This window comes from Psychrobacillus sp. FSL K6-1464 (assembly GCF_038003145.1).
GTDB classification, from domain to species: Bacteria; Bacillota; Bacilli; order Bacillales_A; family Planococcaceae; genus Psychrobacillus; species Psychrobacillus psychrotolerans.
In genome coordinates this window covers 81,781-107,267 of record NZ_JBBOOP010000001.1, presented here as the reverse complement: position 1 = coordinate 107,267, position 25,487 = coordinate 81,781, and the positions used below count along the sequence as shown (strand labels likewise).

The 25,487-nt window shown below is 43.1% G+C and carries 15 protein-coding genes, 11 tRNA genes and 6 rRNA genes; 2 read left to right on the top strand and 30 right to left on the bottom strand.

Going from position 1 to position 25,487, the window contains the following annotated elements:
* Positions 1-8 precede the first annotated feature (8 nt).
* A complete protein-coding gene (locus tag MKX39_RS00545; protein WP_093536692.1) occupies positions 9-911 on the top strand; it encodes an EamA family transporter in 903 nt (300 codons plus the stop codon).
* Between the two features lie 14 nt (positions 912-925).
* Here the strand turns inward: MKX39_RS00545 and MKX39_RS00540 are convergent, their stop codons facing one another.
* From MKX39_RS00540 to MKX39_RS00525, 4 genes are all read right to left on the bottom strand, one after another.
* Positions 926-1,315: a hypothetical protein gene (locus MKX39_RS00540; protein ID WP_340767880.1), complete on the bottom strand. Its 390-nt coding sequence runs from the start codon at positions 1,313-1,315 to the stop codon at positions 926-928.
* A gap of 2 nt (positions 1,316-1,317) precedes the next feature.
* Positions 1,318-3,288 (bottom strand): MMPL family transporter, encoded by a 1,971-nt coding sequence (locus tag MKX39_RS00535; RefSeq protein WP_340767878.1) that lies wholly within the window; start codon positions 3,286-3,288, stop codon positions 1,318-1,320.
* 74 nt (positions 3,289-3,362) lie between these two features.
* A complete protein-coding gene (locus MKX39_RS00530; protein WP_340767877.1) occupies positions 3,363-4,742 on the bottom strand; it encodes a sensor histidine kinase in 1,380 nt (459 codons plus the stop codon).
* Positions 4,739-5,413 carry a response regulator transcription factor gene (locus MKX39_RS00525; RefSeq protein WP_093536698.1) on the bottom strand — a complete coding sequence of 225 codons (675 nt, stop codon included), beginning with the start codon at positions 5,411-5,413 and terminating at the stop codon, positions 4,739-4,741. Before MKX39_RS00525 ends, MKX39_RS00530 begins: the two co-directional genes overlap by 4 nt.
* 366 nt (positions 5,414-5,779) lie before the next feature.
* Between MKX39_RS00525 and MKX39_RS00520 the strand changes: the two genes are divergently transcribed.
* Positions 5,780-6,337: a GNAT family N-acetyltransferase gene (locus MKX39_RS00520; protein ID WP_340767875.1), complete on the top strand. Its 558-nt coding sequence runs from the start codon at positions 5,780-5,782 to the stop codon at positions 6,335-6,337.
* Positions 6,338-6,545: 208 nt separating this feature from the next.
* Here MKX39_RS00520 and rrf (MKX39_RS00515) read toward each other — a convergent pair.
* The 26 genes from rrf (MKX39_RS00515) to MKX39_RS00390 all read right to left on the bottom strand — a co-directional run bounded on the left by rrf (MKX39_RS00515) (position 6,546) and on the right by MKX39_RS00390 (position 25,441).
* Positions 6,546-6,661: ribosomal RNA gene (gene rrf, locus MKX39_RS00515) — 5S ribosomal RNA — on the bottom strand.
* 120 nt (positions 6,662-6,781) lie between these two features.
* Positions 6,782-9,710: ribosomal RNA gene (locus tag MKX39_RS00510) — 23S ribosomal RNA — on the bottom strand.
* Positions 9,711-9,825: 115 nt separating this feature from the next.
* A tRNA-Ala gene (locus tag MKX39_RS00505) sits at positions 9,826-9,901 on the bottom strand.
* Positions 9,902-9,918: 17 nt separating this feature from the next.
* Positions 9,919-9,995, bottom strand: a tRNA-Ile gene (locus MKX39_RS00500).
* A gap of 94 nt (positions 9,996-10,089) precedes the next feature.
* Positions 10,090-11,643, bottom strand: a 16S ribosomal RNA gene (locus MKX39_RS00495).
* Between the two features lie 179 nt (positions 11,644-11,822).
* Positions 11,823-11,898 (bottom strand) — tRNA-Ala (locus tag MKX39_RS00490).
* A 12-nt stretch (positions 11,899-11,910) separates the two neighbouring features.
* A tRNA-Pro gene (locus tag MKX39_RS00485) sits at positions 11,911-11,987 on the bottom strand.
* A gap of 5 nt (positions 11,988-11,992) precedes the next feature.
* Positions 11,993-12,069, bottom strand: a tRNA-Arg gene (locus tag MKX39_RS00480).
* Positions 12,070-12,084: 15 nt separating this feature from the next.
* Positions 12,085-12,173, bottom strand: a tRNA-Leu gene (locus MKX39_RS00475).
* 15 nt (positions 12,174-12,188) lie between these two features.
* Positions 12,189-12,263, bottom strand: a tRNA-Gly gene (locus tag MKX39_RS00470).
* Between the two features lie 17 nt (positions 12,264-12,280).
* Positions 12,281-12,365, bottom strand: a tRNA-Leu gene (locus MKX39_RS00465).
* 28 nt (positions 12,366-12,393) lie between these two features.
* Positions 12,394-12,466, bottom strand: a tRNA-Lys gene (locus MKX39_RS00460).
* 8 nt (positions 12,467-12,474) lie between these two features.
* A tRNA-Thr gene (locus MKX39_RS00455) sits at positions 12,475-12,550 on the bottom strand.
* A 13-nt stretch (positions 12,551-12,563) separates the two neighbouring features.
* A tRNA-Val gene (locus MKX39_RS00450) sits at positions 12,564-12,639 on the bottom strand.
* A 24-nt stretch (positions 12,640-12,663) separates the two neighbouring features.
* A 5S ribosomal RNA gene (rrf, locus tag MKX39_RS00445) occupies positions 12,664-12,779 on the bottom strand.
* A gap of 120 nt (positions 12,780-12,899) precedes the next feature.
* Positions 12,900-15,828: ribosomal RNA gene (locus MKX39_RS00440) — 23S ribosomal RNA — on the bottom strand.
* A gap of 195 nt (positions 15,829-16,023) precedes the next feature.
* Positions 16,024-17,577, bottom strand: a 16S ribosomal RNA gene (locus MKX39_RS00435).
* The 16S, 23S and 5S rRNA genes sit together here with 11 tRNA genes alongside, the layout of an rRNA operon.
* Positions 17,578-18,021: 444 nt before the next feature.
* Positions 18,022-19,512 carry a lysine--tRNA ligase gene (gene lysS, locus MKX39_RS00430; RefSeq protein ID WP_340761096.1) on the bottom strand — a complete coding sequence of 497 codons (1,491 nt, stop codon included), beginning with the start codon at positions 19,510-19,512 and terminating at the stop codon, positions 18,022-18,024.
* A gap of 178 nt (positions 19,513-19,690) precedes the next feature.
* On the bottom strand, positions 19,691-20,716 hold the full coding sequence (gene dusB / locus MKX39_RS00425) for a tRNA dihydrouridine synthase DusB (protein ID WP_340771281.1): 1,026 nt from the start codon (positions 20,714-20,716) through the stop codon (positions 19,691-19,693).
* Positions 20,716-20,937 carry a helix-turn-helix domain-containing protein gene (locus tag MKX39_RS00420; protein WP_093538663.1) on the bottom strand — a complete coding sequence of 74 codons (222 nt, stop codon included), beginning with the start codon at positions 20,935-20,937 and terminating at the stop codon, positions 20,716-20,718. Before MKX39_RS00420 ends, dusB begins: the two co-directional genes overlap by 1 nt.
* Entirely contained in the window at positions 20,889-21,410 is a 522-nt protein-coding gene (gene folK / locus MKX39_RS00415) for a 2-amino-4-hydroxy-6-hydroxymethyldihydropteridine diphosphokinase (RefSeq protein ID WP_340761095.1), read from the bottom strand. Before folK ends, MKX39_RS00420 begins: the two co-directional genes overlap by 49 nt.
* On the bottom strand, positions 21,407-21,772 hold the full coding sequence (folB, locus tag MKX39_RS00410; protein ID WP_093538661.1) for a dihydroneopterin aldolase: 366 nt from the start codon (positions 21,770-21,772) through the stop codon (positions 21,407-21,409). The genes folK and folB overlap by 4 nt, the downstream gene beginning before the upstream one ends.
* 5 nt (positions 21,773-21,777) lie before the next feature.
* The gene (gene folP / locus MKX39_RS00405) at positions 21,778-22,635 is read right to left on the bottom strand and encodes a dihydropteroate synthase (protein WP_340771279.1); all 858 of its coding nucleotides are present in this window, start codon (positions 22,633-22,635) and stop codon (positions 21,778-21,780) included.
* Entirely contained in the window at positions 22,635-23,474 is an 840-nt protein-coding gene (gene pabC / locus MKX39_RS00400) for an aminodeoxychorismate lyase (RefSeq protein ID WP_340761094.1), read from the bottom strand. Before pabC ends, folP begins: the two co-directional genes overlap by 1 nt.
* A complete protein-coding gene (gene pabA, locus MKX39_RS00395; RefSeq protein ID WP_093538659.1) occupies positions 23,475-24,065 on the bottom strand; it encodes an aminodeoxychorismate/anthranilate synthase component II in 591 nt (196 codons plus the stop codon).
* The gene (locus MKX39_RS00390) at positions 24,062-25,441 is read right to left on the bottom strand and encodes an anthranilate synthase component I family protein (RefSeq protein ID WP_340771276.1); all 1,380 of its coding nucleotides are present in this window, start codon (positions 25,439-25,441) and stop codon (positions 24,062-24,064) included. Before MKX39_RS00390 ends, pabA begins: the two co-directional genes overlap by 4 nt.
* Between the last annotated feature and the right edge of the window lie 46 nt (positions 25,442-25,487).

The following is a 25,487-nucleotide window of genomic DNA, read 5'->3' as shown; positions in this document are numbered from 1 at the left end:
AATTTTTTATGAAATTATGGATTTACCCCCTAATGGTTGTGTTTGCTGCAAGCAGTTACGGGACATTATCAACTATGGTTAAACTAGCAATTGGAGATGGCTATACGGCTTCAGAAGCAATTTCTAGTCAATATATCGTTGGATTTCTTTTAGCATTATTAATATATCTGTTAACACAACGAAAACTGCCTCGTTTAAATGGAGGCTTTAAGATTATTTTATTGGCAGGTGTATTTACCGCTACAACAGGAATTGTGTACGGGATGTCTCTCATATACTTACCTGCCTCTCTTGCAGTTGTTATGCTTTTCCAATTTACATGGATTGGAACACTAATCGATTGTATTATTAGAAAAAGACTTCCATCTAGAGCAGAAACTATTTCTCTTATTATCTTATTTATAGGAACTATTCTAGCTGCAGGAATACTAGATGTCGACTTAAGTGGAATTGACTGGAGAGGCTGGGTTTATGGTTTAGCTGCTGCCGTTTCTTTTTCCTTAAATATGAATGTCAACACAAAGCAAGTAGAAGGTATGAATACAACAACTCGTCTATTATTCGTCTCTTTTATCGCAATGATTATGATTGCCATCTTCCAAAGTCCAGAAATTATGTGGAATGGAAAACTGTTTACAGAACCACTATTGTTTTATGGACTAGCTCTTGGATTAATGGGTATCATCATCCCAATTTACTTCTTTGTAATTGCAGTTCCTAAAGTTGGCGGTGCGGTTTCTTCCATATTAAGTGCAATGGAGTTGCCAGTTGCTGTTATCGTATCAGTTATTGTGTTAAGTGAAGCTCTTTCTATATTACAAGTAGCAGGAATAGTGATCATTTTATTGGGAATGTGTATTCCATCATATGCCGATAATCGAAAAAACAAAAAGCTGAAGGTTAATATATAACCTCCAGCTTTTTTTTATTCTATTTCAATTGTAAAAGTCACGAGTACAAAGACTGCAAAGCTCAGCAATAAAGTAGATCCACCAATAATATACGCAACTAATGCAAACGTTTCGTTTATATTGAACGGTTGGATGAACTGTAGGTACATTCCTGCCGTTAAACCAATTGCCCCAATTATAGCTGACCACCCGTGAAGCGCAACAAGCTTAGGAAACTTCACTTTGTATAATTTATAAAATAGTCCATACACAAACAATGATAACCACCCTACCAATAATATATGGGCATGAATTGGACGAAGTGCATATGATCCCGCACCTGCCATATGAGAACCAAGATACGCTCCCAATAATCCAAATAATGCTCCTGCTCGAACTAGTCGTATACTCCATCTTTTTTGCATATTCATTTCCCCCTATTTTTCGTTGTAATTGTTAATAACGCAGGTAATAATAACGGTCGAACGATAAACGTATCCAACAATACCCCAACTGCGACAGCGAAACCAAATAGTTTAAGCTCTATAACTGGCTGTGATATTAAAACGGCAAAGGTAGCCGCAAGTATTAATCCTGCTGAAGAAATAACACCACCTGTTTTTTCCACAGCCTTCGCAATTGCCATTCGTTCATCATACTGTTTTCGTTCTTCTTTCAACCTACTCATTAACATAATTGAGTAATCTACACCTAGTGCTACCAAAAAAACAAACGTGTAAAGTGGGATTCGATAACTAAAAGACATATATCCGTAAAATAACTCAAAAATCCATGTGGAAAATCCTAAAGCTGCTCCGAATGACAACAAAATAGAGAATATCATCAACAAGGATGCCCGAATAGAACGAGATTGAAAGACTAGTATTAATCCGATTAATAACGTCATCAATCCCATTACAAGTAAGGTATCTCTATTATTAATCTCTCGGATATCTACTTGTTTCACTGTCTCACCACTTACTAAAACCTGGCTGTCTTTCAATTCAGCCCTTATTGTTTCGACCTCATTCAAAGCCTCCATACTATAAGGGTTTGCTTTTAAAATGATGGAAAACTGTGTGTATAGATCGCTTTTGGAAGGAGATGGTCGTACCTCATTTATTAGTGGTCTACCTTCTATCTTCTCTCGAATATTGGCAATCGTATTCTCATCTTTTGACTTTATGAGAATTGTTGTTGGTGCTATTTCCCCAGCGGAAAATGCATCTCCAAGTTTCGCAAAGCCTTCTCTAGAAGATAACTCCTCTGGGAATGATGCCAATAAATCGTATGAATAGGAGATTGTTGTTACATGCCACGTACCAATACCTAGCAGTAACAAAATTGGTATTGCTACTTTCCATGGTTTGCTAGTACTAATATATCCGACATTTTCCCAAATCTTTGTTGTTTTTTCTCCTTTTTTCGGTGTTTTTACTACTGCAAACAATGCTGGCAATAATGTAAGCCCTGCGATTAACATAATAACTATTGCAATCGCAAACACTGGAGCAAAATTTCGATATGGTTCATAGAGGGCAAAAGCAAGTGTTGCAACACCTACCAAAATAGTTCCACCACTATAAAGAATGGTTTCTTTCGTTTTAGTAAGTGCTATCTTCATGTCTTGCTCTTCTTTATATCTCGCATATACCAATAGGGAATAATCCGTTATCACGGCAAACAACAAGATCGTCATAATTGACAGTGCCTGACTTTCAATCGTAATAGATGTGAACTTACCAGTAAGACCAATAATTCTATCCACTACTCCATACACTATCCCTGCTCCAATTAAAGGAATAATAGCAAGTATGAATGAACGATAAATAATAATTAGTAGGATAAAAATAATCGCTACTGTAGCTAGGAGTAAAACTACATCTGCTTCTGAAAATAGCTCAATTGTATCGCTTGCGATTCCAGCAGGTCCAGTATAATAAATATTAAAATCAGATGGGATAATGTGAGATACATTACTCTTTATTTCTTCTACTTTTTTATGAATCTCTTTGCTTTCTAATTCTCCTTCTAAGATTAAAGGCACAAAGAATGTTTTTTTATCTTCAGACACAAAAGAACCTCTTTGCTCCAAAGGAATTTTAGAAAACTTCGTTATACTTGTGTAATTTTGTTCCATTAATTCTAATACACTTTGGATTTCTTCCTCAGTATTAGCCTTGTATTTCTCGAAAACAATGATTAGAGGTATTCCTTCATTACTAGAAAAATTTTCTTTTATAACTTTATCTGCTTGAATCGACAAAGAAGTTTCTGGAAGTCCACTATTTTTTGATGTACTTGCTACTTCTTTACTGGAAGGAGCAAAGAACGAAAGTAATCCTAACACTATAAGCCAACTAACTATAATAACTAGCCAGTTCCGTTTATTTTTCATAACTGTACCTCCTATTGTATTTCCTTATAAGAGGTACTATACAAGTTGAAAGTGAACGGAAGATGAACAGATAATTACAGCTTGTTTAATTGGATAATTACTTTGGTTCCATGAGGTACAACACTTTCAAAAGAAAGAATACCTTCATGTGATTGTATAACTTCCTGAACAATCGCTAGACCTAGTCCACTTCCCTCAATCTGAGTAGAACGAGCCTCATCCTCTCTATAAAATCTTTCAGTCCATTGGTTATATTTAGTATGCTTACTCCCACTTCCCGTGTCCTGAACAGTGACAGTTACAAATTCTTCTCTTTCTTCTAAAGCAATATGTATTTCCCCCGGAGAGTGATTATACTTTATAGCATTAGAAATAATATTTTCCCAAACATACTCAAGCATTTCACTATCACCGTATATAATTACAGGTCTTAACTTTATATTAATAGATATCTCTTTTTCATCCAGTAGCCACCTAAATTTTTGAATGACTTGTTTTAACTGAATATCTAGTGAAAAGAATTCTTTTTTTGTAAGGCTGTGAGCTTGATCAAATGAAGTAAGTACTAGTAGCTGCTTCATAACATTTGAGAGCCGCTTGGATTCTTGTTGAATAATTGTAACGTACTTTAAATGATCAATCGGGTTTAGATCTCCCTCTTTTAATAAATGAGCATATCCTTGTATATTCAAAAGTGGTGTTTGAAAGTCATGGGATACTCTGGAGATGAATTCCTTTTTGTACCGATCAGTTGCATCCAGTTGCTTGGCCATATTTCGAACGCTATCTGCTAGTTGTCCTATTTCATCTCGCTGATATACCGGTAACTCTGCTTGGAAATCTTCATTAGCTATTTTATTTGTTGCTATCGTCAATTTAGTTAACGGCACAACCATTATTTTAGCCACTACCAACATCGCTATCACACTTAAAATAATCATTATCGCCACTAATCCACCTAATAACAGATGAATTTCATTGAATAAGAATTTAATATTCGGTCGTTGAAATAAAGCATAATTTTCCCCTCCGTAGGTAAACGGGACACCAACCGTATTAGTTAATTCATTTGAAAAATAACCTGTTATAAAAGTTTCTTTAGGAAACTCTCTCATACCATGATAAGTTTCCCCACTTAAAACACTTTCAACAATTGTCTGATCAATCTTCTGAACTCGAAATTCACCCCCGTAAGCTCTTTTAAACCCATTTTCGCCTACGACGTATAACTGATATCCCGTATTGCCTAATGAGTGGAGAAGAGGATCCAGCTCACTATTAGACATATTAATACTTTCAACAATTGATCTTGCAACTAATACATTTTTTTCATCATTTTTCTCCTTAAGATTGTGGTGGTAATACGTATTTACTACCATAAATCCCAACGTTCCACTAGCGATCATTATCAACAGGGTCATCCACACGAACTTACTATATAAAGTTTTCATCATATAGACTCTTCCAACTTATAACCCACGCCACGGATAGTAGTAATCTGTACAGACGTTTCTAGTTTAGTTAGTCGCTCTCTTACCCTTTTTATATGAACACTTAATGTTTGTTCATCTCCTTCAAAATCAATCCCCCATACTGTTTCTATTAACTGATCTCGAGTAAACACCTGGTTTGGTTTAGAAGCCAACTTAGATAGCAACTCAAACTCTTTTAATGGTAAAACTAAAATTTCCTCTCCCACTAGTACTTCAAAGCTTTTACGATTGATTAACATATTACCAAAGCGGATGTTCACATCGCTTGTTTTATCATACCTTCTTAAAATAGCGCGGATACGAAATAACAATTCCTTAGGTTCAAAAGGTTTTACTAAATAATCATCTGACCCAGCAATATATCCTTTTTCTTTATCTTCTAGTTTTCCTTTTGCTGTTAAAAGCAATACAGGAATATTGTATTGTTCTCGTATTAACCTGGTTAGTTGAAGGCCATCCATAACAGGCATCATGACGTCAATTATTGCGAGATCTGGAAGTTGACGTTCCAACATATGTAATCCCTCTGTTCCATTTACAGCTTTAATAACACGGTACCCAGATTGAGATAAATAAATCGAAATTAGTTCAAGTGTATGAATATCATCGTCTACTGCTAATATTACTGCCACTTTAACCCTCCTATATAAATGTAGTTACTACGTATTGTGTCTGTTTAATTGTAATACAGCAAGTAGTTAGTAGAAAAATATAGAAGTACTTTAAAATAGACGTAAAAAGCCGTTACCATTTTGCTTAGTAACGATTGCTTTTTACTGCCCATCGTACCCTACTCTAACGAGAGAGACCCCGGCTATTATTGGAGACAACCTCCATGTCCCGGGCTACAAAAGCAGATAGACGGCAAATTTCTTCTATAGAGGAACTGACTGCTGATAACTTTTTGCGGGTATGTGTAAGACAAAGGATTTTTATAGTAGAATGGGATGATGATACCTACTACTTTACTTCTGACTATAATTAATGGAGGGGATTAAATGAACATTGAGAAAATATATAGTGATTTACCTATCCTAGAAACAGAACGCCTTATTCTTAGAAAAGTCACAGAAGAAGATATTGAAGATATGTATTTGTACGGTTCAGATGAAGAAGTATCTAAGTATGTAACTTGGAATACTCATGAAACAATAGCGGATACAAAAGGTTTTGTTGAATTTGTATTGAATAAATATGAAAATAAGCAGGTGTCACCGTGGGGAATCGAATATAAGGAAAACGGAAAATTTATCGGGACTATTGATTTTGTTTGGTGGCAACCAAATCATAAAATTGCTGAAATCGGATATGTTATTTCTAGAGACTATTGGGGAAAAGGCCTAACTACTGAAGTAGCAAAGGAATTAGTAAAGTTTGGCTTTGAAGAAATGGATTTGGTTCGTGTTCAAGCAAGGTGTGATGTAGAAAATATTGCTTCAGCACGAGTAATGGAAAAAGCAGGAATGACTCTTGAAGGAATAATTAGAAAAGGTATATTTGTGAAAGGAGAACATCGAGATTTAAAAATGTACTCTATCTTAAAAGAAGAGTTTTAATGATCTCGCTGAAATTCCAGAATGCAGATATATTTCTAACTCACTTGGTGTGCATTTTTATTACAAACAGTATTGGTTCCCACATATTCCATGAACACTAGCTAAGATTAACATTCATTCTATTGTTAAAGAATTTGAAAACACACTAAATCATAAATATGTAAAAAGAAGTCGTTACCGATTTAACTCGGTAACGACTTCTTTTAGTGCCCAGCGACGTCCTACTCTCACAGGGGGAAACCCCCAACTACCATCGGCGCTGAAGAGCTTAACTTCCGTGTTCGGTATGGGAACGGGTGTGACCTCTTCGCTATCGTCACTAGACTTGAATACTTTTGAAAGACATCCTTTATTATAACAACTCTGTAGAATAATACAAGAGTTATTTTAAAAAAGTTTTATTCTTTCAAAACTGGATAAACGACATTGTTACGTTAAACAAATTTGGTTAAGTCCTCGATCGATTAGTATTCGTCAGCTGCACGTGTCGCCACGCTTCCACCCCGAACCTATCTACCTCATCGTCTTTGAGGGATCTTACTTACTTGCGTAATGGGAAATCTCATCTTGAGGGGGGCTTCGTGCTTAGATGCTTTCAGCACTTATCCCGTCCACACATAGCTACCCAGCGATGCTCTTGGCAGAACAACTGGTACACCAGCGGTGTGTCCATCCCGGTCCTCTCGTACTAAGGACAGCTCCTCTCAAATTTCCTACGCCCACGACGGATAGGGACCGAACTGTCTCACGACGTTCTGAACCCAGCTCGCGTACCGCTTTAATGGGCGAACAGCCCAACCCTTGGGACCGACTACAGCCCCAGGATGCGATGAGCCGACATCGAGGTGCCAAACCTCCCCGTCGATGTGGACTCTTGGGGGAGATAAGCCTGTTATCCCCGGGGTAGCTTTTATCCGTTGAGCGATGGCCCTTCCATGCGGAACCACCGGATCACTAAGCCCGTCTTTCGACCCTGCTCGACTTGTAGGTCTCGCAGTCAAGCTCCCTTCTGCCTTTACACTCTTCGAATGATTTCCAACCATTCTGAGGGAACCTTTGGGCGCCTCCGTTACACTTTAGGAGGCGACCGCCCCAGTCAAACTACCCGCCTGACACTGTCTCCTACCCGGGTTACGGGTATGGGTTAGAATTTCAATACAACCAGGGCAGTATCCCACCGACGCCTCCTCCGAAGCTGGCGCTCCGGGCTCTAAGGCTCCTGCCTATCCTGTACAAGTTGCACCAAAATTCAATATCAAGCTATAGTAAAGCTCCACGGGGTCTTTCCGTCCTGTCGCGGGTAACCTGCATCTTCACAGGTACTATAATTTCACCGAGTCTCTCGTTGAGACAGTGCCCAGATCGTTACGCCTTTCGTGCGGGTCGGAACTTACCCGACAAGGAATTTCGCTACCTTAGGACCGTTATAGTTACGGCCGCCGTTTACTGGGGCTTCAATTCGCACCTTCGCTTGCGCTAAGCACTCCTCTTAACCTTCCAGCACCGGGCAGGCGTCAGCCCATATACTTCACCTTACGGTTTTGCATAGACCTGTGTTTTTGCTAAACAGTCGCCTGGGCCTATTCACTGCGGCTCTTCTAGGCTATGAACCCAAAAGAGCACCCCTTCTCCCGAAGTTACGGGGTCATTTTGCCGAGTTCCTTAACGAGAGTTCTCTCGCTCACCTTAGGATTCTCTCCTCGACTACCTGTGTCGGTTTGCGGTACGGGCACCTTTCACCTCGCTAGAGGCTTTTCTTGGCAGTGTGAAATCAGGAACTCTAGACATACGTCCTCGCCATCACAGCTCAATGTTAAAGAATGCGGATTTGCCTACATTCACACCTTACTGCTTGGACATGCATAACCAACAGCATGCTTACCCTATCCTTCTGCGTCCCCCCATTACTCAAACGGTGGTTTGGTGGTACAGGAATATCAACCTGTTATCCATCGCCTACGCCTATCGGCCTCGGCTTAGGTCCCGACTAACCCTGAGCGGACGAGCCTTCCTCAGGAAACCTTAGTCATACGGTGGACGGGATTCTCACCCGTCTTTCGCTACTCATACCGGCATTCTCACTTCTAAGCGCTCCACCAGTCCTTCCGGTCTGACTTCAACGCCCTTAGAACGCTCTCCTACCACTGATACCAAAGGTATCAATCCACAGCTTCGGTGATTTGTTTAGCCCCGATACATTTTCGGCGCAGCGTCACTCGACCAGTGAGCTATTACGCACTCTTTAAATGATGGCTGCTTCTAAGCCAACATCCTGGTTGTCTAAGCAACGCCACATCCTTTTCCACTTAACAAATACTTTGGGACCTTAGCTGGTGGTCTGGGCTGTTTCCCTCTTGACTACGGATCTTATCACTCGCAGTCTGACTCCCAAACATAAATCATTGGCATTCGGAGTTTGTCTGAATTCGGTAACCCGGGATGGGCCCCTAGTCCAAACAGTGCTCTACCTCCAAGATTCTAACGTTTGAGGCTAGCCCTAAAGCTATTTCGGAGAGAACCAGCTATCTCCAGGTTCGATTGGAATTTCTCCGCTACCCACACCTCATCCCCGCACTTTTCAACGTGCGTGGGTTCGGACCTCCAGTAAGTGTTACCTTACCTTCATCCTGGACATGGGTAGATCACCTGGTTTCGGGTCTACGACCACATACTCATTCGCCCTATTCAGACTCGCTTTCGCTGCGGCTCCGTCTTCTCGACTTAACCTTGCATGGGATCGTAACTCGCCGGTTCATTCTACAAAAGGCACGCTATCACCCATTAACGGGCTCTAACTACTTGTAGGCACACGGTTTCAGGATCTATTTCACTCCCCTTCCGGGGTGCTTTTCACCTTTCCCTCACGGTACTGGTTCACTATCGGTCACTAGGTAGTATTTAGCCTTGGGAGATGGTCCTCCCAGATTCCGACGGAATTTCACGTGTTCCGCCGTACTCAGGATACACTCAAGAGAGAATGAATTTTAGACTACGGGGCTTTTACCCTATCCTGCGGACCTTTCCAGATCGCTTCGTCTAACTCATTCCTTTGTAACTCTATGTAGAGTGTCCTACAACCCCAAAAGGCAAGCCTTTTGGTTTGGGCTATTCCCGTTTCGCTCGCCGCTACTCAGGGAATCGAATTTTCTTTCTCTTCCTCCAGGTACTTAGATGTTTCAGTTCCCTGGGTGTGTCTCAGATGCGCTATGTATTCACGCAAATGTACTGCTCCATTACGAACAGTGGGTTTCCCCATTCGGAAATCTCCGGATCAAAGCTCACTTACAGCTCCCCGAAGCATATCGGTGTTAGTGCCGTCCTTCGTCGACTCCTAGTGCCAAGGCATTCACCGTGCGCCCTTATTAACTTAACCTAAAAGTTAAAAAGTCTTACACGTCGTGATTACGTAAATAATCACAACAGAATTTCTTGTTGTTTATTGTTTCAATGTCGTTTTATCCAGTTTTCAAAGAACAAATTATAATCTTTGGTGGAGCCTAGCGGGATCGAACCGCTGACCTCCTGCGTGCAAGGCAGGCGCTCTCCCAGCTGAGCTAAGGCCCCGAAACAAAAAAAGGGTATGGTGGGCCTAAATGGACTCGAACCATCGACCTCACGCTTATCAGGCGTGCGCTCTAACCAGCTGAGCTATAGGCCCTCTTTGAATTTCCATATATTAATATGAACATTCAAAACTGAACTGCAAAACGTTAAGATACGAATAAAGATTCGTATTCCGATATTATCCTTAGAAAGGAGGTGATCCAGCCGCACCTTCCGATACGGCTACCTTGTTACGACTTCACCCCAATCATCTGTCCCACCTTCGGCGGCTGGCTCCCGTAAGGGTTACCCCACCGACTTCGGGTGTTACAAACTCTCGTGGTGTGACGGGCGGTGTGTACAAGGCCCGGGAACGTATTCACCGTGGCATGCTGATCCACGATTACTAGCGATTCCGGCTTCATGTAGGCGAGTTGCAGCCTACAATCCGAACTGAGAACGGTTTTATGGGATTTGCTCACCCTCGCGGGGTTGCGACCCTCTGTACCGTCCATTGTAGCACGTGTGTAGCCCAGGTCATAAGGGGCATGATGATTTGACGTCATCCCCACCTTCCTCCGGTTTATCACCGGCAGTCACCTTAGAGTGCCCAACTAAATGCTGGCAACTAAGATCAAGGGTTGCGCTCGTTGCGGGACTTAACCCAACATCTCACGACACGAGCTGACGACAACCATGCACCACCTGTCACCGCTGTCCCCGAAGGGAAAAGCCTATCTCTAGGCCGGTCAGCGGGATGTCAAGACCTGGTAAGGTTCTTCGCGTTGCTTCGAATTAAACCACATGCTCCACCGCTTGTGCGGGCCCCCGTCAATTCCTTTGAGTTTCAGTCTTGCGACCGTACTCCCCAGGCGGAGTGCTTAATGCGTTAGCTGCAGCACTAAGGGGCGGAAACCCCCTAACACTTAGCACTCATCGTTTACGGCGTGGACTACCAGGGTATCTAATCCTGTTTGCTCCCCACGCTTTCGCGCCTCAGCGTCAGTTACAGACCAGAAAGCCGCCTTCGCCACTGGTGTTCCTCCAAATCTCTACGCATTTCACCGCTACACTTGGAATTCCGCTTTCCTCTTCTGTACTCAAGTCCCCCAGTTTCCAATGACCTTCCACGGTTGAGCCGTGGGATTTCACATCAGACTTAAAGGACCGCCTGCGCGCGCTTTACGCCCAATAATTCCGGACAACGCTTGCCACCTACGTATTACCGCGGCTGCTGGCACGTAGTTAGCCGTGGCTTTCTAATGAGGTACCGTCAAGGTACGAGCAGTTACTCTCATACTTGTTCTTCCCTCACAACAGAGTTTTACGATCCGAAAACCTTCTTCACTCACGCGGCATTGCTCCATCAGACTTTCGTCCATTGTGGAAGATTCCCTACTGCTGCCTCCCGTAGGAGTCTGGGCCGTGTCTCAGTCCCAGTGTGGCCGATCACCCTCTCAGGTCGGCTACGCATCGTCGCCTTGGTGAGCCGTTACCTCACCAACTAGCTAATGCGCCGCGGGCCCATCCTGTAGTGACAGCCGAAACCGTCTTTTAACATCTCCCCATGTGAGGAAATGGATTATTCGGTATTAGCCCCGGTTTCCCGGAGTTATCCCAATCTACAGGGCAGGTTGCCCACGTGTTACTCACCCGTCCGCCGCTAAATCAGAAGAAGCAAGCTTCTTCGTCATTCGCTCGACTTGCATGTATTAGGCATGCCGCCAGCGTTCGTCCTGAGCCAGGATCAAACTCTCCATAATAGTTCACTTCCAGTATGCAGAGCACATTGAAAGCGGACAAATTAGAACTAGTTTAAAAGCTCATTTTGTTTTGCTGGCATCATCATTAAATGATGTCCAAAATTGTTTTGCTATCATCCTAACAAGTTAGTTGAAAGCTATGTTTCTTAACGTTTTGCATGTTCAGTTTTCAATGTTCATGGTGGAGCCTAGCGGGATCGAACCGCTGACCTCCTGCGTGCAAGGCAGGCGCTCTCCCAGCTGAGCTAAGGCCCCGAAAATAATAACTGGTCGGGAAGACAGGATTCGAACCTGCGACCCCTTGGTCCCAAACCAAGTGCTCTACCAAGCTGAGCTACTTCCCGTTATATGGTGCGCTCGGCAGGACTCGAACCTGCAACCTCTTGATTCGTAGTCAAGTGCTCTATCCAATTGAGCTACGAGCGCAATGTTTCAAAAAAGTGGTGCCGAGGACCGGAATCGAACCGGTACGGTAGTCACCTACCGCAGGATTTTAAGTCCTGTGCGTCTGCCAGTTCCGCCACCCCGGCACTTTAGTGAATCTTTGGAGCGGAAGACGAGGTTCGAACTCGCGACCCCCACCTTGGCAAGGTGGTGTTCTACCACTGAACTACTTCCGCTCGGTTATTAAATTAAATGGTGCGGGTGAAGGGAGTCGAACCCCCACGCCTTGCGGCGCTAGATCCTAAGTCTAGTGCGTCTGCCAGTTCCGCCACACCCGCAAAAAATATAATTCACTATAAAAAGTGATGAGCCATGTAGGATTCGAACCTACGACCCTCTGATTAAAAGTCAGATGCTCTACCAACTGAGCTAATGGCTCGAAAAAAGTGGTGCCGGAGAAAGGACTTGAACCCTCAACCTACTGATTACAAGTCAGTTGCTCTACCAGTTGAGCTACTCCGGCAGGAGTAAATATATGGTGGAGGATGACGGGCTCGAACCGCCGACCCTCTGCTTGTAAGGCAGATGCTCTCCCAGCTGAGCTAATCCTCCATGGGATATATAATTTTATTGCAAGCCCAGCGACGTCCTACTCTCACAGGGGGAAACCCCCAACTACCATCGGCGCTGAAGAGCTTAACTTCCGTGTTCGGTATGGGAACGGGTGTGACCTCTTCGCTATCGTCACTAGACTTGAATACTTTTGAAAGACATCCTTTATTATAACAACTCTGTAGAATAATACAAGAGTTATTTTAAAAAAGTTTTATTCTTTCAAAACTGGATAAACGACATTGTTACGTTAAACAAATTTGGTTAAGTCCTCGATCGATTAGTATTCGTCAGCTGCACGTGTCGCCACGCTTCCACCCCGAACCTATCTACCTCATCGTCTTTGAGGGATCTTACTTACTTGCGTAATGGGAAATCTCATCTTGAGGGGGGCTTCGTGCTTAGATGCTTTCAGCACTTATCCCGTCCACACATAGCTACCCAGCGATGCTCTTGGCAGAACAACTGGTACACCAGCGGTGTGTCCATCCCGGTCCTCTCGTACTAAGGACAGCTCCTCTCAAATTTCCTACGCCCACGACGGATAGGGACCGAACTGTCTCACGACGTTCTGAACCCAGCTCGCGTACCGCTTTAATGGGCGAACAGCCCAACCCTTGGGACCGACTACAGCCCCAGGATGCGATGAGCCGACATCGAGGTGCCAAACCTCCCCGTCGATGTGGACTCTTGGGGGAGATAAGCCTGTTATCCCCGGGGTAGCTTTTATCCGTTGAGCGATGGCCCTTCCATGCGGAACCACCGGATCACTAAGCCCGTCTTTCGACCCTGCTCGACTTGTAGGTCTCGCAGTCAAGCTCCCTTCTGCCTTTACACTCTTCGAATGATTTCCAACCATTCTGAGGGAACCTTTGGGCGCCTCCGTTACACTTTAGGAGGCGACCGCCCCAGTCAAACTACCCGCCTGACACTGTCTCCTACCCGGGTTACGGGTATGGGTTAGAATTTCAATACAACCAGGGCAGTATCCCACCGACGCCTCCTCCGAAGCTGGCGCTCCGGGCTCTAAGGCTCCTGCCTATCCTGTACAAGTTGCACCAAAATTCAATATCAAGCTATAGTAAAGCTCCACGGGGTCTTTCCGTCCTGTCGCGGGTAACCTGCATCTTCACAGGTACTATAATTTCACCGAGTCTCTCGTTGAGACAGTGCCCAGATCGTTACGCCTTTCGTGCGGGTCGGAACTTACCCGACAAGGAATTTCGCTACCTTAGGACCGTTATAGTTACGGCCGCCGTTTACTGGGGCTTCAATTCGCACCTTCGCTTGCGCTAAGCACTCCTCTTAACCTTCCAGCACCGGGCAGGCGTCAGCCCATATACTTCACCTTACGGTTTTGCATAGACCTGTGTTTTTGCTAAACAGTCGCCTGGGCCTATTCACTGCGGCTCTTCTAGGCTATGAACCCAAAAGAGCACCCCTTCTCCCGAAGTTACGGGGTCATTTTGCCGAGTTCCTTAACGAGAGTTCTCTCGCTCACCTTAGGATTCTCTCCTCGACTACCTGTGTCGGTTTGCGGTACGGGCACCTTTCACCTCGCTAGAGGCTTTTCTTGGCAGTGTGAAATCAGGAACTCTAGACATACGTCCTCGCCATCACAGCTCAATGTTAAAGAATGCGGATTTGCCTACATTCACACCTTACTGCTTGGACATGCATAACCAACAGCATGCTTACCCTATCCTTCTGCGTCCCCCCATTACTCAAACGGTGGTTTGGTGGTACAGGAATATCAACCTGTTATCCATCGCCTACGCCTATCGGCCTCGGCTTAGGTCCCGACTAACCCTGAGCGGACGAGCCTTCCTCAGGAAACCTTAGTCATACGGTGGACGGGATTCTCACCCGTCTTTCGCTACTCATACCGGCATTCTCACTTCTAAGCGCTCCACCAGTCCTTCCGGTCTGACTTCAACGCCCTTAGAACGCTCTCCTACCACTGATACCAAAGGTATCAATCCACAGCTTCGGTGATTTGTTTAGCCCCGATACATTTTCGGCGCAGCGTCACTCGACCAGTGAGCTATTACGCACTCTTTAAATGATGGCTGCTTCTAAGCCAACATCCTGGTTGTCTAAGCAACGCCACATCCTTTTCCACTTAACAAATACTTTGGGACCTTAGCTGGTGGTCTGGGCTGTTTCCCTCTTGACTACGGATCTTATCACTCGCAGTCTGACTCCCAAACATAAATCATTGGCATTCGGAGTTTGTCTGAATTCGGTAACCCGGGATGGGCCCCTAGTCCAAACAGTGCTCTACCTCCAAGATTCTAACGTTTGAGGCTAGCCCTAAAGCTATTTCGGAGAGAACCAGCTATCTCCAGGTTCGATTGGAATTTCTCCGCTACCCACACCTCATCCCCGCACTTTTCAACGTGCGTGGGTTCGGACCTCCAGTAAGTGTTACCTTACCTTCATCCTGGACATGGGTAGATCACCTGGTTTCGGGTCTACGACCACATACTCATTCGCCCTATTCAGACTCGCTTTCGCTGCGGCTCCGTCTTCTCGACTTAACCTTGCATGGGATCGTAACTCGCCGGTTCATTCTACAAAAGGCACGCTATCACCCATTAACGGGCTCTAACTACTTGTAGGCACACGGTTTCAGGATCTATTTCACTCCCCTTCCGGGGTGCTTTTCACCTTTCCCTCACGGTACTGGTTCACTATCGGTCACTAGGTAGTATTTAGCCTTGGGAGATGGTCCTCCCAGATTCCGACGGAATTTCACGTGTTCCGCCGTACTCAGGATACACTCAAGAGAGAATGAATTTTAGACTACGGGGCTTTTACCCTATCCTGCGGACCTTTCCAGATCGCTTCGTCTAACTCATTCCTTTGTAACTCTATGTAGAGTGTCCTACAACCCCAAAAGGCAAGCCTTTTGGTTTGGGCTATTCCCGTTTCGCTCGCCGCTACTCAGGGAATCGAATTTTCTTTCTCTTCCTCCAGGTACTTAGATGTTTCAGTTCCCTGGGTGTGTCTCAGATGCGCTATGTATTCACGCAAATGTACTGCTCCATTACGAACAGTGGGTTTCCCCATTCGGAAATCTCCGGATCAAAGCTCACTTACAGCTCCCCGAAGCATATCGGTGTTAGTGCCGTCCTTCGTCGACTCCTAGTGCCAAGGCATTCACCGTGCGCCCTTATTAACTTAACCTAAAAGTTAAAAAGTCTTACACGTCGTGATTACGTAAATAATCACAACAGAATTTCTTGTTGTTTATTGTTTCAATGTCGTTTTATCCAGTTTTCAAAGAACAAGAGTTGAATCTTCATATAAAATGAACATTCAAAACTGAACTGCAAAACGTTAAGATACGAATAAAAATTCGTATTCCGATATTATCCTTAGAAAGGAGGTGATCCAGCCGCACCTTCCGATACGGCTACCTTGTTACGACTTCACCCCAATCATCTGTCCCACCTTCGGCGGCTGGCTCCCGTAAGGGTTACCCCACCGACTTCGGGTGTTACAAACTCTCGTGGTGTGACGGGCGGTGTGTACAAGGCCCGGGAACGTATTCACCGTGGCATGCTGATCCACGATTACTAGCGATTCCGGCTTCATGTAGGCGAGTTGCAGCCTACAATCCGAACTGAGAACGGTTTTATGGGATTTGCTCACCCTCGCGGGGTTGCGACCCTCTGTACCGTCCATTGTAGCACGTGTGTAGCCCAGGTCATAAGGGGCATGATGATTTGACGTCATCCCCACCTTCCTCCGGTTTATCACCGGCAGTCACCTTAGAGTGCCCAACTAAATGCTGGCAACTAAGATCAAGGGTTGCGCTCGTTGCGGGACTTAACCCAACATCTCACGACACGAGCTGACGACAACCATGCACCACCTGTCACCGCTGTCCCCGAAGGGAAAAGCCTATCTCTAGGCCGGTCAGCGGGATGTCAAGACCTGGTAAGGTTCTTCGCGTTGCTTCGAATTAAACCACATGCTCCACCGCTTGTGCGGGCCCCCGTCAATTCCTTTGAGTTTCAGTCTTGCGACCGTACTCCCCAGGCGGAGTGCTTAATGCGTTAGCTGCAGCACTAAGGGGCGGAAACCCCCTAACACTTAGCACTCATCGTTTACGGCGTGGACTACCAGGGTATCTAATCCTGTTTGCTCCCCACGCTTTCGCGCCTCAGCGTCAGTTACAGACCAGAAAGCCGCCTTCGCCACTGGTGTTCCTCCAAATCTCTACGCATTTCACCGCTACACTTGGAATTCCGCTTTCCTCTTCTGTACTCAAGTCCCCCAGTTTCCAATGACCTTCCACGGTTGAGCCGTGGGATTTCACATCAGACTTAAAGGACCGCCTGCGCGCGCTTTACGCCCAATAATTCCGGACAACGCTTGCCACCTACGTATTACCGCGGCTGCTGGCACGTAGTTAGCCGTGGCTTTCTAATGAGGTACCGTCAAGGTACGAGCAGTTACTCTCATACTTGTTCTTCCCTCACAACAGAGTTTTACGATCCGAAAACCTTCTTCACTCACGCGGCATTGCTCCATCAGACTTTCGTCCATTGTGGAAGATTCCCTACTGCTGCCTCCCGTAGGAGTCTGGGCCGTGTCTCAGTCCCAGTGTGGCCGATCACCCTCTCAGGTCGGCTACGCATCGTCGCCTTGGTGAGCCGTTACCTCACCAACTAGCTAATGCGCCGCGGGCCCATCCTGTAGTGACAGCCGAAACCGTCTTTTAACATCTCCCCATGTGAGGAAATGGATTATTCGGTATTAGCCCCGGTTTCCCGGAGTTATCCCAATCTACAGGGCAGGTTGCCCACGTGTTACTCACCCGTCCGCCGCTAAATCAGAAGAAGCAAGCTTCTTCGTCATTCGCTCGACTTGCATGTATTAGGCATGCCGCCAGCGTTCGTCCTGAGCCAGGATCAAACTCTCCATAATAGTTCACTTCCAGTATGCAGAGCACATTGAAAGCGGACAAATTAGAACTAGTTTAAAAGCTCATTTTGTTTTGCTGGCATCATCATTAAATGATGTCCAAAATTGTTTTGCTATCATCCTAACAAGTTAGTTGAAAGCTATGTTTCTTAACGTTTTGCATGTTCAGTTTTCAATGTTCATGTTGTTGTAATGTCGTTTTGGCGACTTTAATATCATATCAAATCCTGATATCGTTGTCAACAACTTTTTTTAATTTGTTTTTCGTGTAAGTCACTAATGAAAATGACAACTTGATAACTATACCACCTGTGAAACGTTCTGACAAGTGGTTTTCTTAAATTTTATTTAAAAACTTCTAACGACTATACCACACACAATATATAGTATAAATATAAAAAGTGAGCCACTACTAATAGTAGTAACTCACTTTTTATAATACCTATCTTAATCTTTATGACGCATTGTCGGAAATAATAGTACATCGCGAATAGAGGCTGAGTTAGTTAATAACATCACTAATCTATCTATACCGATACCTAGACCACCTGTTGGCGGCATTCCATACTCAAGCGCTTCTAAGAAATCTTCATCCATTTCATGCGCTTCGTCATTACCAGCTTCTTTTTCTACCATTTGTGCTTCGAAGCGCTGACGTTGATCAATAGGATCATTTAACTCTGTAAAAGCATTCGCATGCTCACGACGGACGATGAATAATTCAAAACGATCAGTAAAGCGGCCGTCTTCTGGATTTTTCTTCGCAAGTGGTGATACTTCTACCGGATGACCAAAGATAAATGTCGGTTGCACTAGTGTTTCTTCTACTTTTTGTTCGAAGAATTCATTTAATACATGTCCTACTTCCATAGATGGTCTTACATCTACTCCGTGCTCCTTAGCTAAAGCGTGCGCCTCTTCCTTTGTAAGCTCTGCCCAGAAGTCAACACCCGTAGTTTCTTTTACCGCATCAGCCATATGCCAACGTCTCCAACCCGGCGCAAGATTAATCTGATCTTCCCCGTAAGTTACCGTAGTTGTCCCTAAAACATCTTGCGCTACATGAGCAACTAAGTTTTCCGTTAGATTCATAATATCATTATAGTCTGCATAAGCTTCATACAATTCAATCATCGTAAACTCTGGGTTATGGCGTGTAGATACACCTTCGTTACGGAATACACGACCAATTTCATAGACTTTCTCTAATCCACCTACTATAAGGCGTTTTAAATGTAATTCAATTGCGATACGCATATATAATTCCATATCTAACGCATTATGATGCGTTATGAAGGGACGAGCTGCTGCTCCACCTGCTATTGTATGTAACATTGGTGTTTCCACCTCTAAGTAGCCTTCGTTATCTAAGTAACGACGCATAGCACGAATAATACGACTTCTCGTTATAAATGTATTTTTACTTTCTTCACTAGTCATTAGATCTAAATAACGTTGACGATAACGTTGCTCGACATCTTTTAAGCCATGGAATTTCTCCGGCATCGGTCGTAGAGATTTAGTTAAGAATGTGAACTCAGTTGCTTTTACAGATAGCTCTCCAACTTGTGTACGGAATACATTTCCACGTATACCCACTATATCTCCTAAATCAGCTGTATTAAATAACTCATAAGCGTCATCACCAATAGCATCTTTACGTACATAAATTTGAATTTGGCCACCAAGATCCTGAATATGCGCAAATCCTGCTTTTCCTTTTCCACGCTTCGTCATAATTCTACCAGCAATAATCACTTCATGTAGTGTTTCTTCTAATTGTTCTTTTGTAAATTGATCAAACTCAGTAACTACTTCATTACTTAAATGTGAACGTACGAATTTACTACCAAAAGCATCTAGCCCTTTTTCTTGTATTGAAGCCATCTTTTGTCTTCTCACCAAAAGTTGATCGTTTAATTCTTCCATATTAGACATGTTCGTCACTCCTCCACTATCTATTATCCGTAATTACTTTTTCACGATGCATTTATTGTACACAATTTCTGCATTCTAATCATCTTTTTCTAATAGAAGAATACTTTTTCTATTATTCTGATTATGGTTTTAAACGGAAAAAGCTGCCACCTATAGTGACAGCCCTTTGGTTTATCGATTAAATCAGGATAGATTCTGCAGCCTCATATTCTTTAGAAGACTCTTCTGCAAAGTAACGTAAATAGTCTTTTAACTCTTGTGCAGATTCAGTTTGATTAATCTTGTTTCTTGCTATACCATTGCCCCGAATACCTTTTAAGTACCAAGATGCATGTTTGCGCATTTCTCTAACCGCAATATTTTCACCTTTTAGGGCCATTAAACGTTCAAAATGCAGTAAGCATATGTCCATCTTTTCTTGTACAGTTGGTTCTGGTTTTAACAGACCCGATTCCAAGTACTCTACTGTACGGTAAATCATCCACGGATCACCTAGCGCAGCACGACCAATCATAACTGCATCTACACCTGTCTCATCTAGCATACGTTTTGCATCTTGAGGTGTATTTACGTCACCATTTCCGATAACAGGAATATTCACTGCCTCTTTCACTTGACGTATTAAATCCCAGTTTGCATGTCCTTCATACATTTGGACGCGTGTACGACCATGGACAGCTACTGCTGATCCGCCAGCGCGTTCTATCGCTTGGGCATTTTCCACCATATATAGATGTTCTTCATCCCAACCAGTACGCATTTTCACACTTACTGGTTTTTTAACGTTATCTACTACCGCTGCAACCATTTCATAAATCTTGTTAGGATCCAAAAGCATTCTAGCTCCGGCCTCGCATTTAATGATTTTATTTACAGGACAACCCATATTGATATCAATGATATCCGCTGACGTGTTCTGGTCAACATACTTAGCTGCTTCTACAAGAGTTTCTTTTTCTCCACCAAAAATCTGAAGTGATAGTGGATTTTCACGCTCGTCAATATAAAGCATACTCAAGGTTCTTTCGTTTTTCTGTACAATCCCTTTATCCGAGATCATCTCAGCGTATACTAAGCCAGCTCCGAATTCCTTTACAGTCAATCGAAATGCTGAATTACAAATACCAGCCATTGGTGCTAATACTACTCGATTATCCATTATGTGATTACCTATTTTAAATGGTTTTGTCGATGCATTTGCCATCATTGTTCACCTACCTTTGTTTCTCCTTTTAATTCTTCTACTTGTATATGAAGTATAGAGGCAATCTTTTCTAATTGCTCCTCACTCGGAATTCGTTTACCCTGCTCAATTTGACCAAGTATAGACACAGACATTTCCATTTCTTTTGCAAGTTCAACCTGCTTTACCATTTTTAACCTACGAAATGCACGAATGCGCCGACCCCATCGAATGTTCTCCATAAATGGACGCCTTCTTTCTGAACTTGCGCAGCATCTGCTATTAACTGCTTAGATTGCGGATCTACTAAATCCGCTTGTAATTCCACAAGTGGTATAAGCACGAAGCCTCTTTCCATCATCCGTGGATGTGGGATAATAAGGTCCTCCGTTTTCATATTCTCTTTATTATACAACAAAATGTCAAGGTCTACAGTTCGGGGGCCCCAATGGATTTCTCGAGTTCGTCCTAATTGTGCCTCTATCTCATTACACTTTTTTAATATTTCATGTGGACTACATAACGTTTCAATCTCTACTACCATATTCAAAAATGCAGCCTGATCCTCATACCCCACCGGGTCTGTTTCATAAACCGAAGATACTTTGACTACATTCACTCCTTCTACTTGCTGCAACAACCGCACTGCTTGCTGAAGGAACTCCAAACGATTTCCTATGTTTGATCCTAGCGATATAAATACAGTATTCATCATAATGTACCTCTAGTAATATCGACGGCCACAGAAGCATAATGTCCAACAATCGGGGGATTCGGTTTTACTAATTGGATACGGCAGCCACTAACCTTCTCTGCATATTCTTGTAAGATAGATGTAGCGACTTTTTCTGCAACTGCTTCTATTAATAAATACGGTTTGCCTTCTACTATTCCTTTGCATAGCTCAAAGACCTCTGCATAGTTTACAGTTTCCTCTAAATTATCGGTTTCACCTGCTTTTTTCAAATCACATGCTAACGTGATAGTTACTCTAAATATTTGACCTAACTTTGTTTCCTCTGGCAATGCTCCGTGAAATCCGTAAAATTCTAAGTCATTCAAATGTATGTAATCCATTTATATTACGCCTCACTTTCCATATACTTCACTTTTCCAGTCAATACATCCATCATTTTCGTCATACGAGTTATTTCTTTTACATCATGTACTCGAACCATATGACACCCAACTTGAACACCATAACAAACTGTTGCTCCAGTACCTTCCATTCGTTCATCGACAGGAAGATTTAAAACGTTGCCGATTAATCGTTTACGAGACGTTGCCAATAATACAGGGTAACCCATCTCAACTAAATCACTTAAATGCTGTATCATCCAGATGTTTTGAGTAGTTGATTTGGCGAAACCAATACCCGGATCCAACCATATATGCTCGTCTGAAACTCCAGCTGCTTTCGTTATTTGAATACTCTCTTCTAAATCTTGTTTTGCTTCTGACCAGAAATCAGTATACTCTTCATTGTTTCTATTGTGCATCAATATTATCGGAACTCCATGATCAGCTGCAACTTTTGCTATTTCAGGGTCTCTCTTAGCTCCCCAAATATCATTTATCACATGTGCACCCGCAAGTACTGCAGCTTTTGCAACTGCAGATTTATATGTATCAATCGAGATTACTGTATTTACTTCTGCTCTTATCGCTTGAATGACAGGAACAACACGAGCAATTTCCTCATCATCTGAAATACGGGTATAGCCAGGTCTTGTAGATTCACCGCCAATATCTATTATTTTGGCACCATCAGCAACCATTTGTTTCGCTCTTGCAACAGCAGTTTCTATTTCGTTAAACTTTCCACCGTCTGAAAAAGAGTCAGGAGTAATATTTAATATACCCATCACAATCGTTTCCTTCTGAAAGTCTAACGCAACTCCACCAGCTTCAAACTTGCCACTATTTTTGTGTAAATTCATCATTCGATCCCTTCTTGCTGTATGCATCTTTTATAGCTATCATGTAACGCCTTATAAACTGGTCCCGCATTACCCCAAAACTGGATTTTCCCCAATTGCTTAATCGGTATTATTTCCTGTACCGCATTAGTGATAAATACTTCATCCGCCTTTTCTAATTCATCCTTTGTGAAGAAACCTTCTTCCACTTCAAATAAAGAACAGTTTCTCACCCACTCACGTGTCGTACCCGCTAAAATACCCGTTTGTAAAGATGGAGTATACAACTTCCCATTAGTGGACCAAAAAATGTTCGATGTTATTCCCTCTGCTACAAATCCATCTACCGTTAGGAAAAAACCTTCACAAGAAGCTAGCGACTCTAACTCGAATCTAGCTTGTACGTTATTCGCATAGTGGTGGGATTTATGACGCACACCACTTTCAGGAGTATTTCTAACTGTCTCTAGCCAGATAGCAGATTTCTCTGTGCCCCTAGGTGCAATTTGCAATGCTTTACGATATAAAATTACTGTCGGCTTCTTATAATACGAAGGTTGCAAACCAATGTCGTGGGGACCAGCCGAAATATTCAACCGAAAATAGCCATCCTCCCCATGATTCGCTTCTGTAAGTGCTGCTACCGCTGCAATTAGCTCCTGTTCTTTATAGGGCAACTCTATTCGGAAGTCGGAAAGTGCCCGGCATAAACGATTCCAGTGCGCATCCCATAAAAAAACTTTTCCATTGTATGTACGAAACGTTTCAAAAAAGCCAAGTCCATATAAAAAGCCATGATCATATGCCGATACCATTAGTTCGTCTGCGCGGTAAAGTCTTCCATCTTTCCATGCATCCATTTAATGACTCTCCTTAGCGGTAAAGTTATACGTTTCAACAAAGTTACGGATGATTTTTTTACCCTCTTCGGTCATGATTGACTCCGGATGGTATTGAACTCCCTCTACAGCATACTTTTTATGACGAAGTCCCATTATTTCCCCTTCTTCTGTCCAAGCGGTAATCTCCAAACAGTCCGGTAATGATTCTCTTTCCACAAGTAAGGAATGGTACCTTGTCGCCTGAAAAGGATTTGGCATATCGCTATTCACACCAGTTTCGTCATGGAAAACTGGAGAAACTTTCCCATGCATCAATCGTTCGGCACGTATAACCTTTCCTCCAAATGCTTGTCCAATAGCCTGGTGACCTAAACAAACACCCAGAATAGGAATCTTCCCTGCAAAATACGTAATTACCTCCAAACTAATACCAGCTTCATTTGGTGTACATGGTCCAGGCGACACAACAATGACTTGAGGGTCTAGTTCTAGAATATTCTCTATAGTTATTTCGTCATTACGAACCACCTTTACTTCAATTTCTAACTCTCCTATATATTGAACGAGATTATAAGTAAAAGAATCATAGTTATCAATCATTAAGATCATTTGTACCCTCCTTCTGCCATAGCCTTCGCCTGCCACACTGCTTTTGCTTTGTTTAATGATTCCGTATATTCCGCGCTCGGTACCGAGTCAATGACAATGCCAGCACCAGCTTGTATATGAGCCATCCCGTCTTGAATAAATGCAGTGCGTATTACAATATTAAATTCTAAATCTCCGGAAAATCCTAACCACCCAATTGACCCAGTATATAGCCCTCTACGCACTGGCTCTAGCTCTTCGATTATTTCCATCGTCCGAATTTTAGGTGCACCGGTTATCGTACCTCCAGGGAACATTGCACGAATGATCTCTTTATTGGATGTACCAGATTGAAGTGTCCCTTTTACATTAGAGACAATATGCATCACATGAGAGTATTTTTCTATAACCATAAACTCATCCACATCCACTGTTCCATAGGACGAAACACGGCCAAGGTCATTTCGCTCCAAATCGACAAGCATGACATGCTCCGCACGCTCTTTTTCATTTTCAATCAATTCATTTGCTAACAAGATATCTTCCGAGTCACTTTTCCCCCGTGGTCTTGTTCCAGCAATTGGTCTAGTAGATAACTCAGTCCCCTTTTTCTTTACTAATAATTCGGGGGATCCTGAGACAACTGAGAACTCTGGTGCTTGTATATAAGCCATATAAGGAGAAGGGTTGAATGCACGCAACGCTTCATACATCTCTATTGGACTTACTTTCAATTGTTTCGATTGTCTGACAGATAAGTTAACCTGGAAAACGTCACCTTGCGCTATGTATTGTTGAACTTTCAATACGGCAGATTCAAACTCACTTGAGCTTACCGACACCTTTAACTCAGCTGGGTCTTCCGCTACTTCCATTGCAGAACCAGGATGAAACTTCCTTAAATCCATTCCCTTTTCAGCAGCTTCCATATACTCTTGCTTTAGTTCCATTAAATCTACATCACAAGTAGAGAGCTTCATTAACGTGACCACTTCTGTTTTTATATCTAATACTGCCCAACAATCGTATAGATGGAAATAGATATCTGGAATATGTAAGTCATTCTCAGCCAAATCCGGTAAAACTTCTATCTTCCTTGCATAATCATAACTAATAAAACCAATAGCCCCACCTTGGTAGTCGGGTAAATTTTGCTGAAAAGGCAACTTATATTCAGAAACTAGTTTTTCTAACTCCTCTAGTGCCTCTCCTTCACGAACTTCTCTTTCTCCACTTCTCCAATGAATCTGCAAGCCATTTTCTACTGACTTTGCTATAGCTACAGGATTCCAAGCTGCAACAGATAAGTGACCACCCCTGCCACTCTCTAAAAACACGTTATATGGTTGCTCTTTTGTTAACATTTTATAAGCATAGAAAAAAGTTTCCTTTGTCATATGAAAGGTATGTGTCTCTAGTTTGATATTCACTTTCTCAAATCCC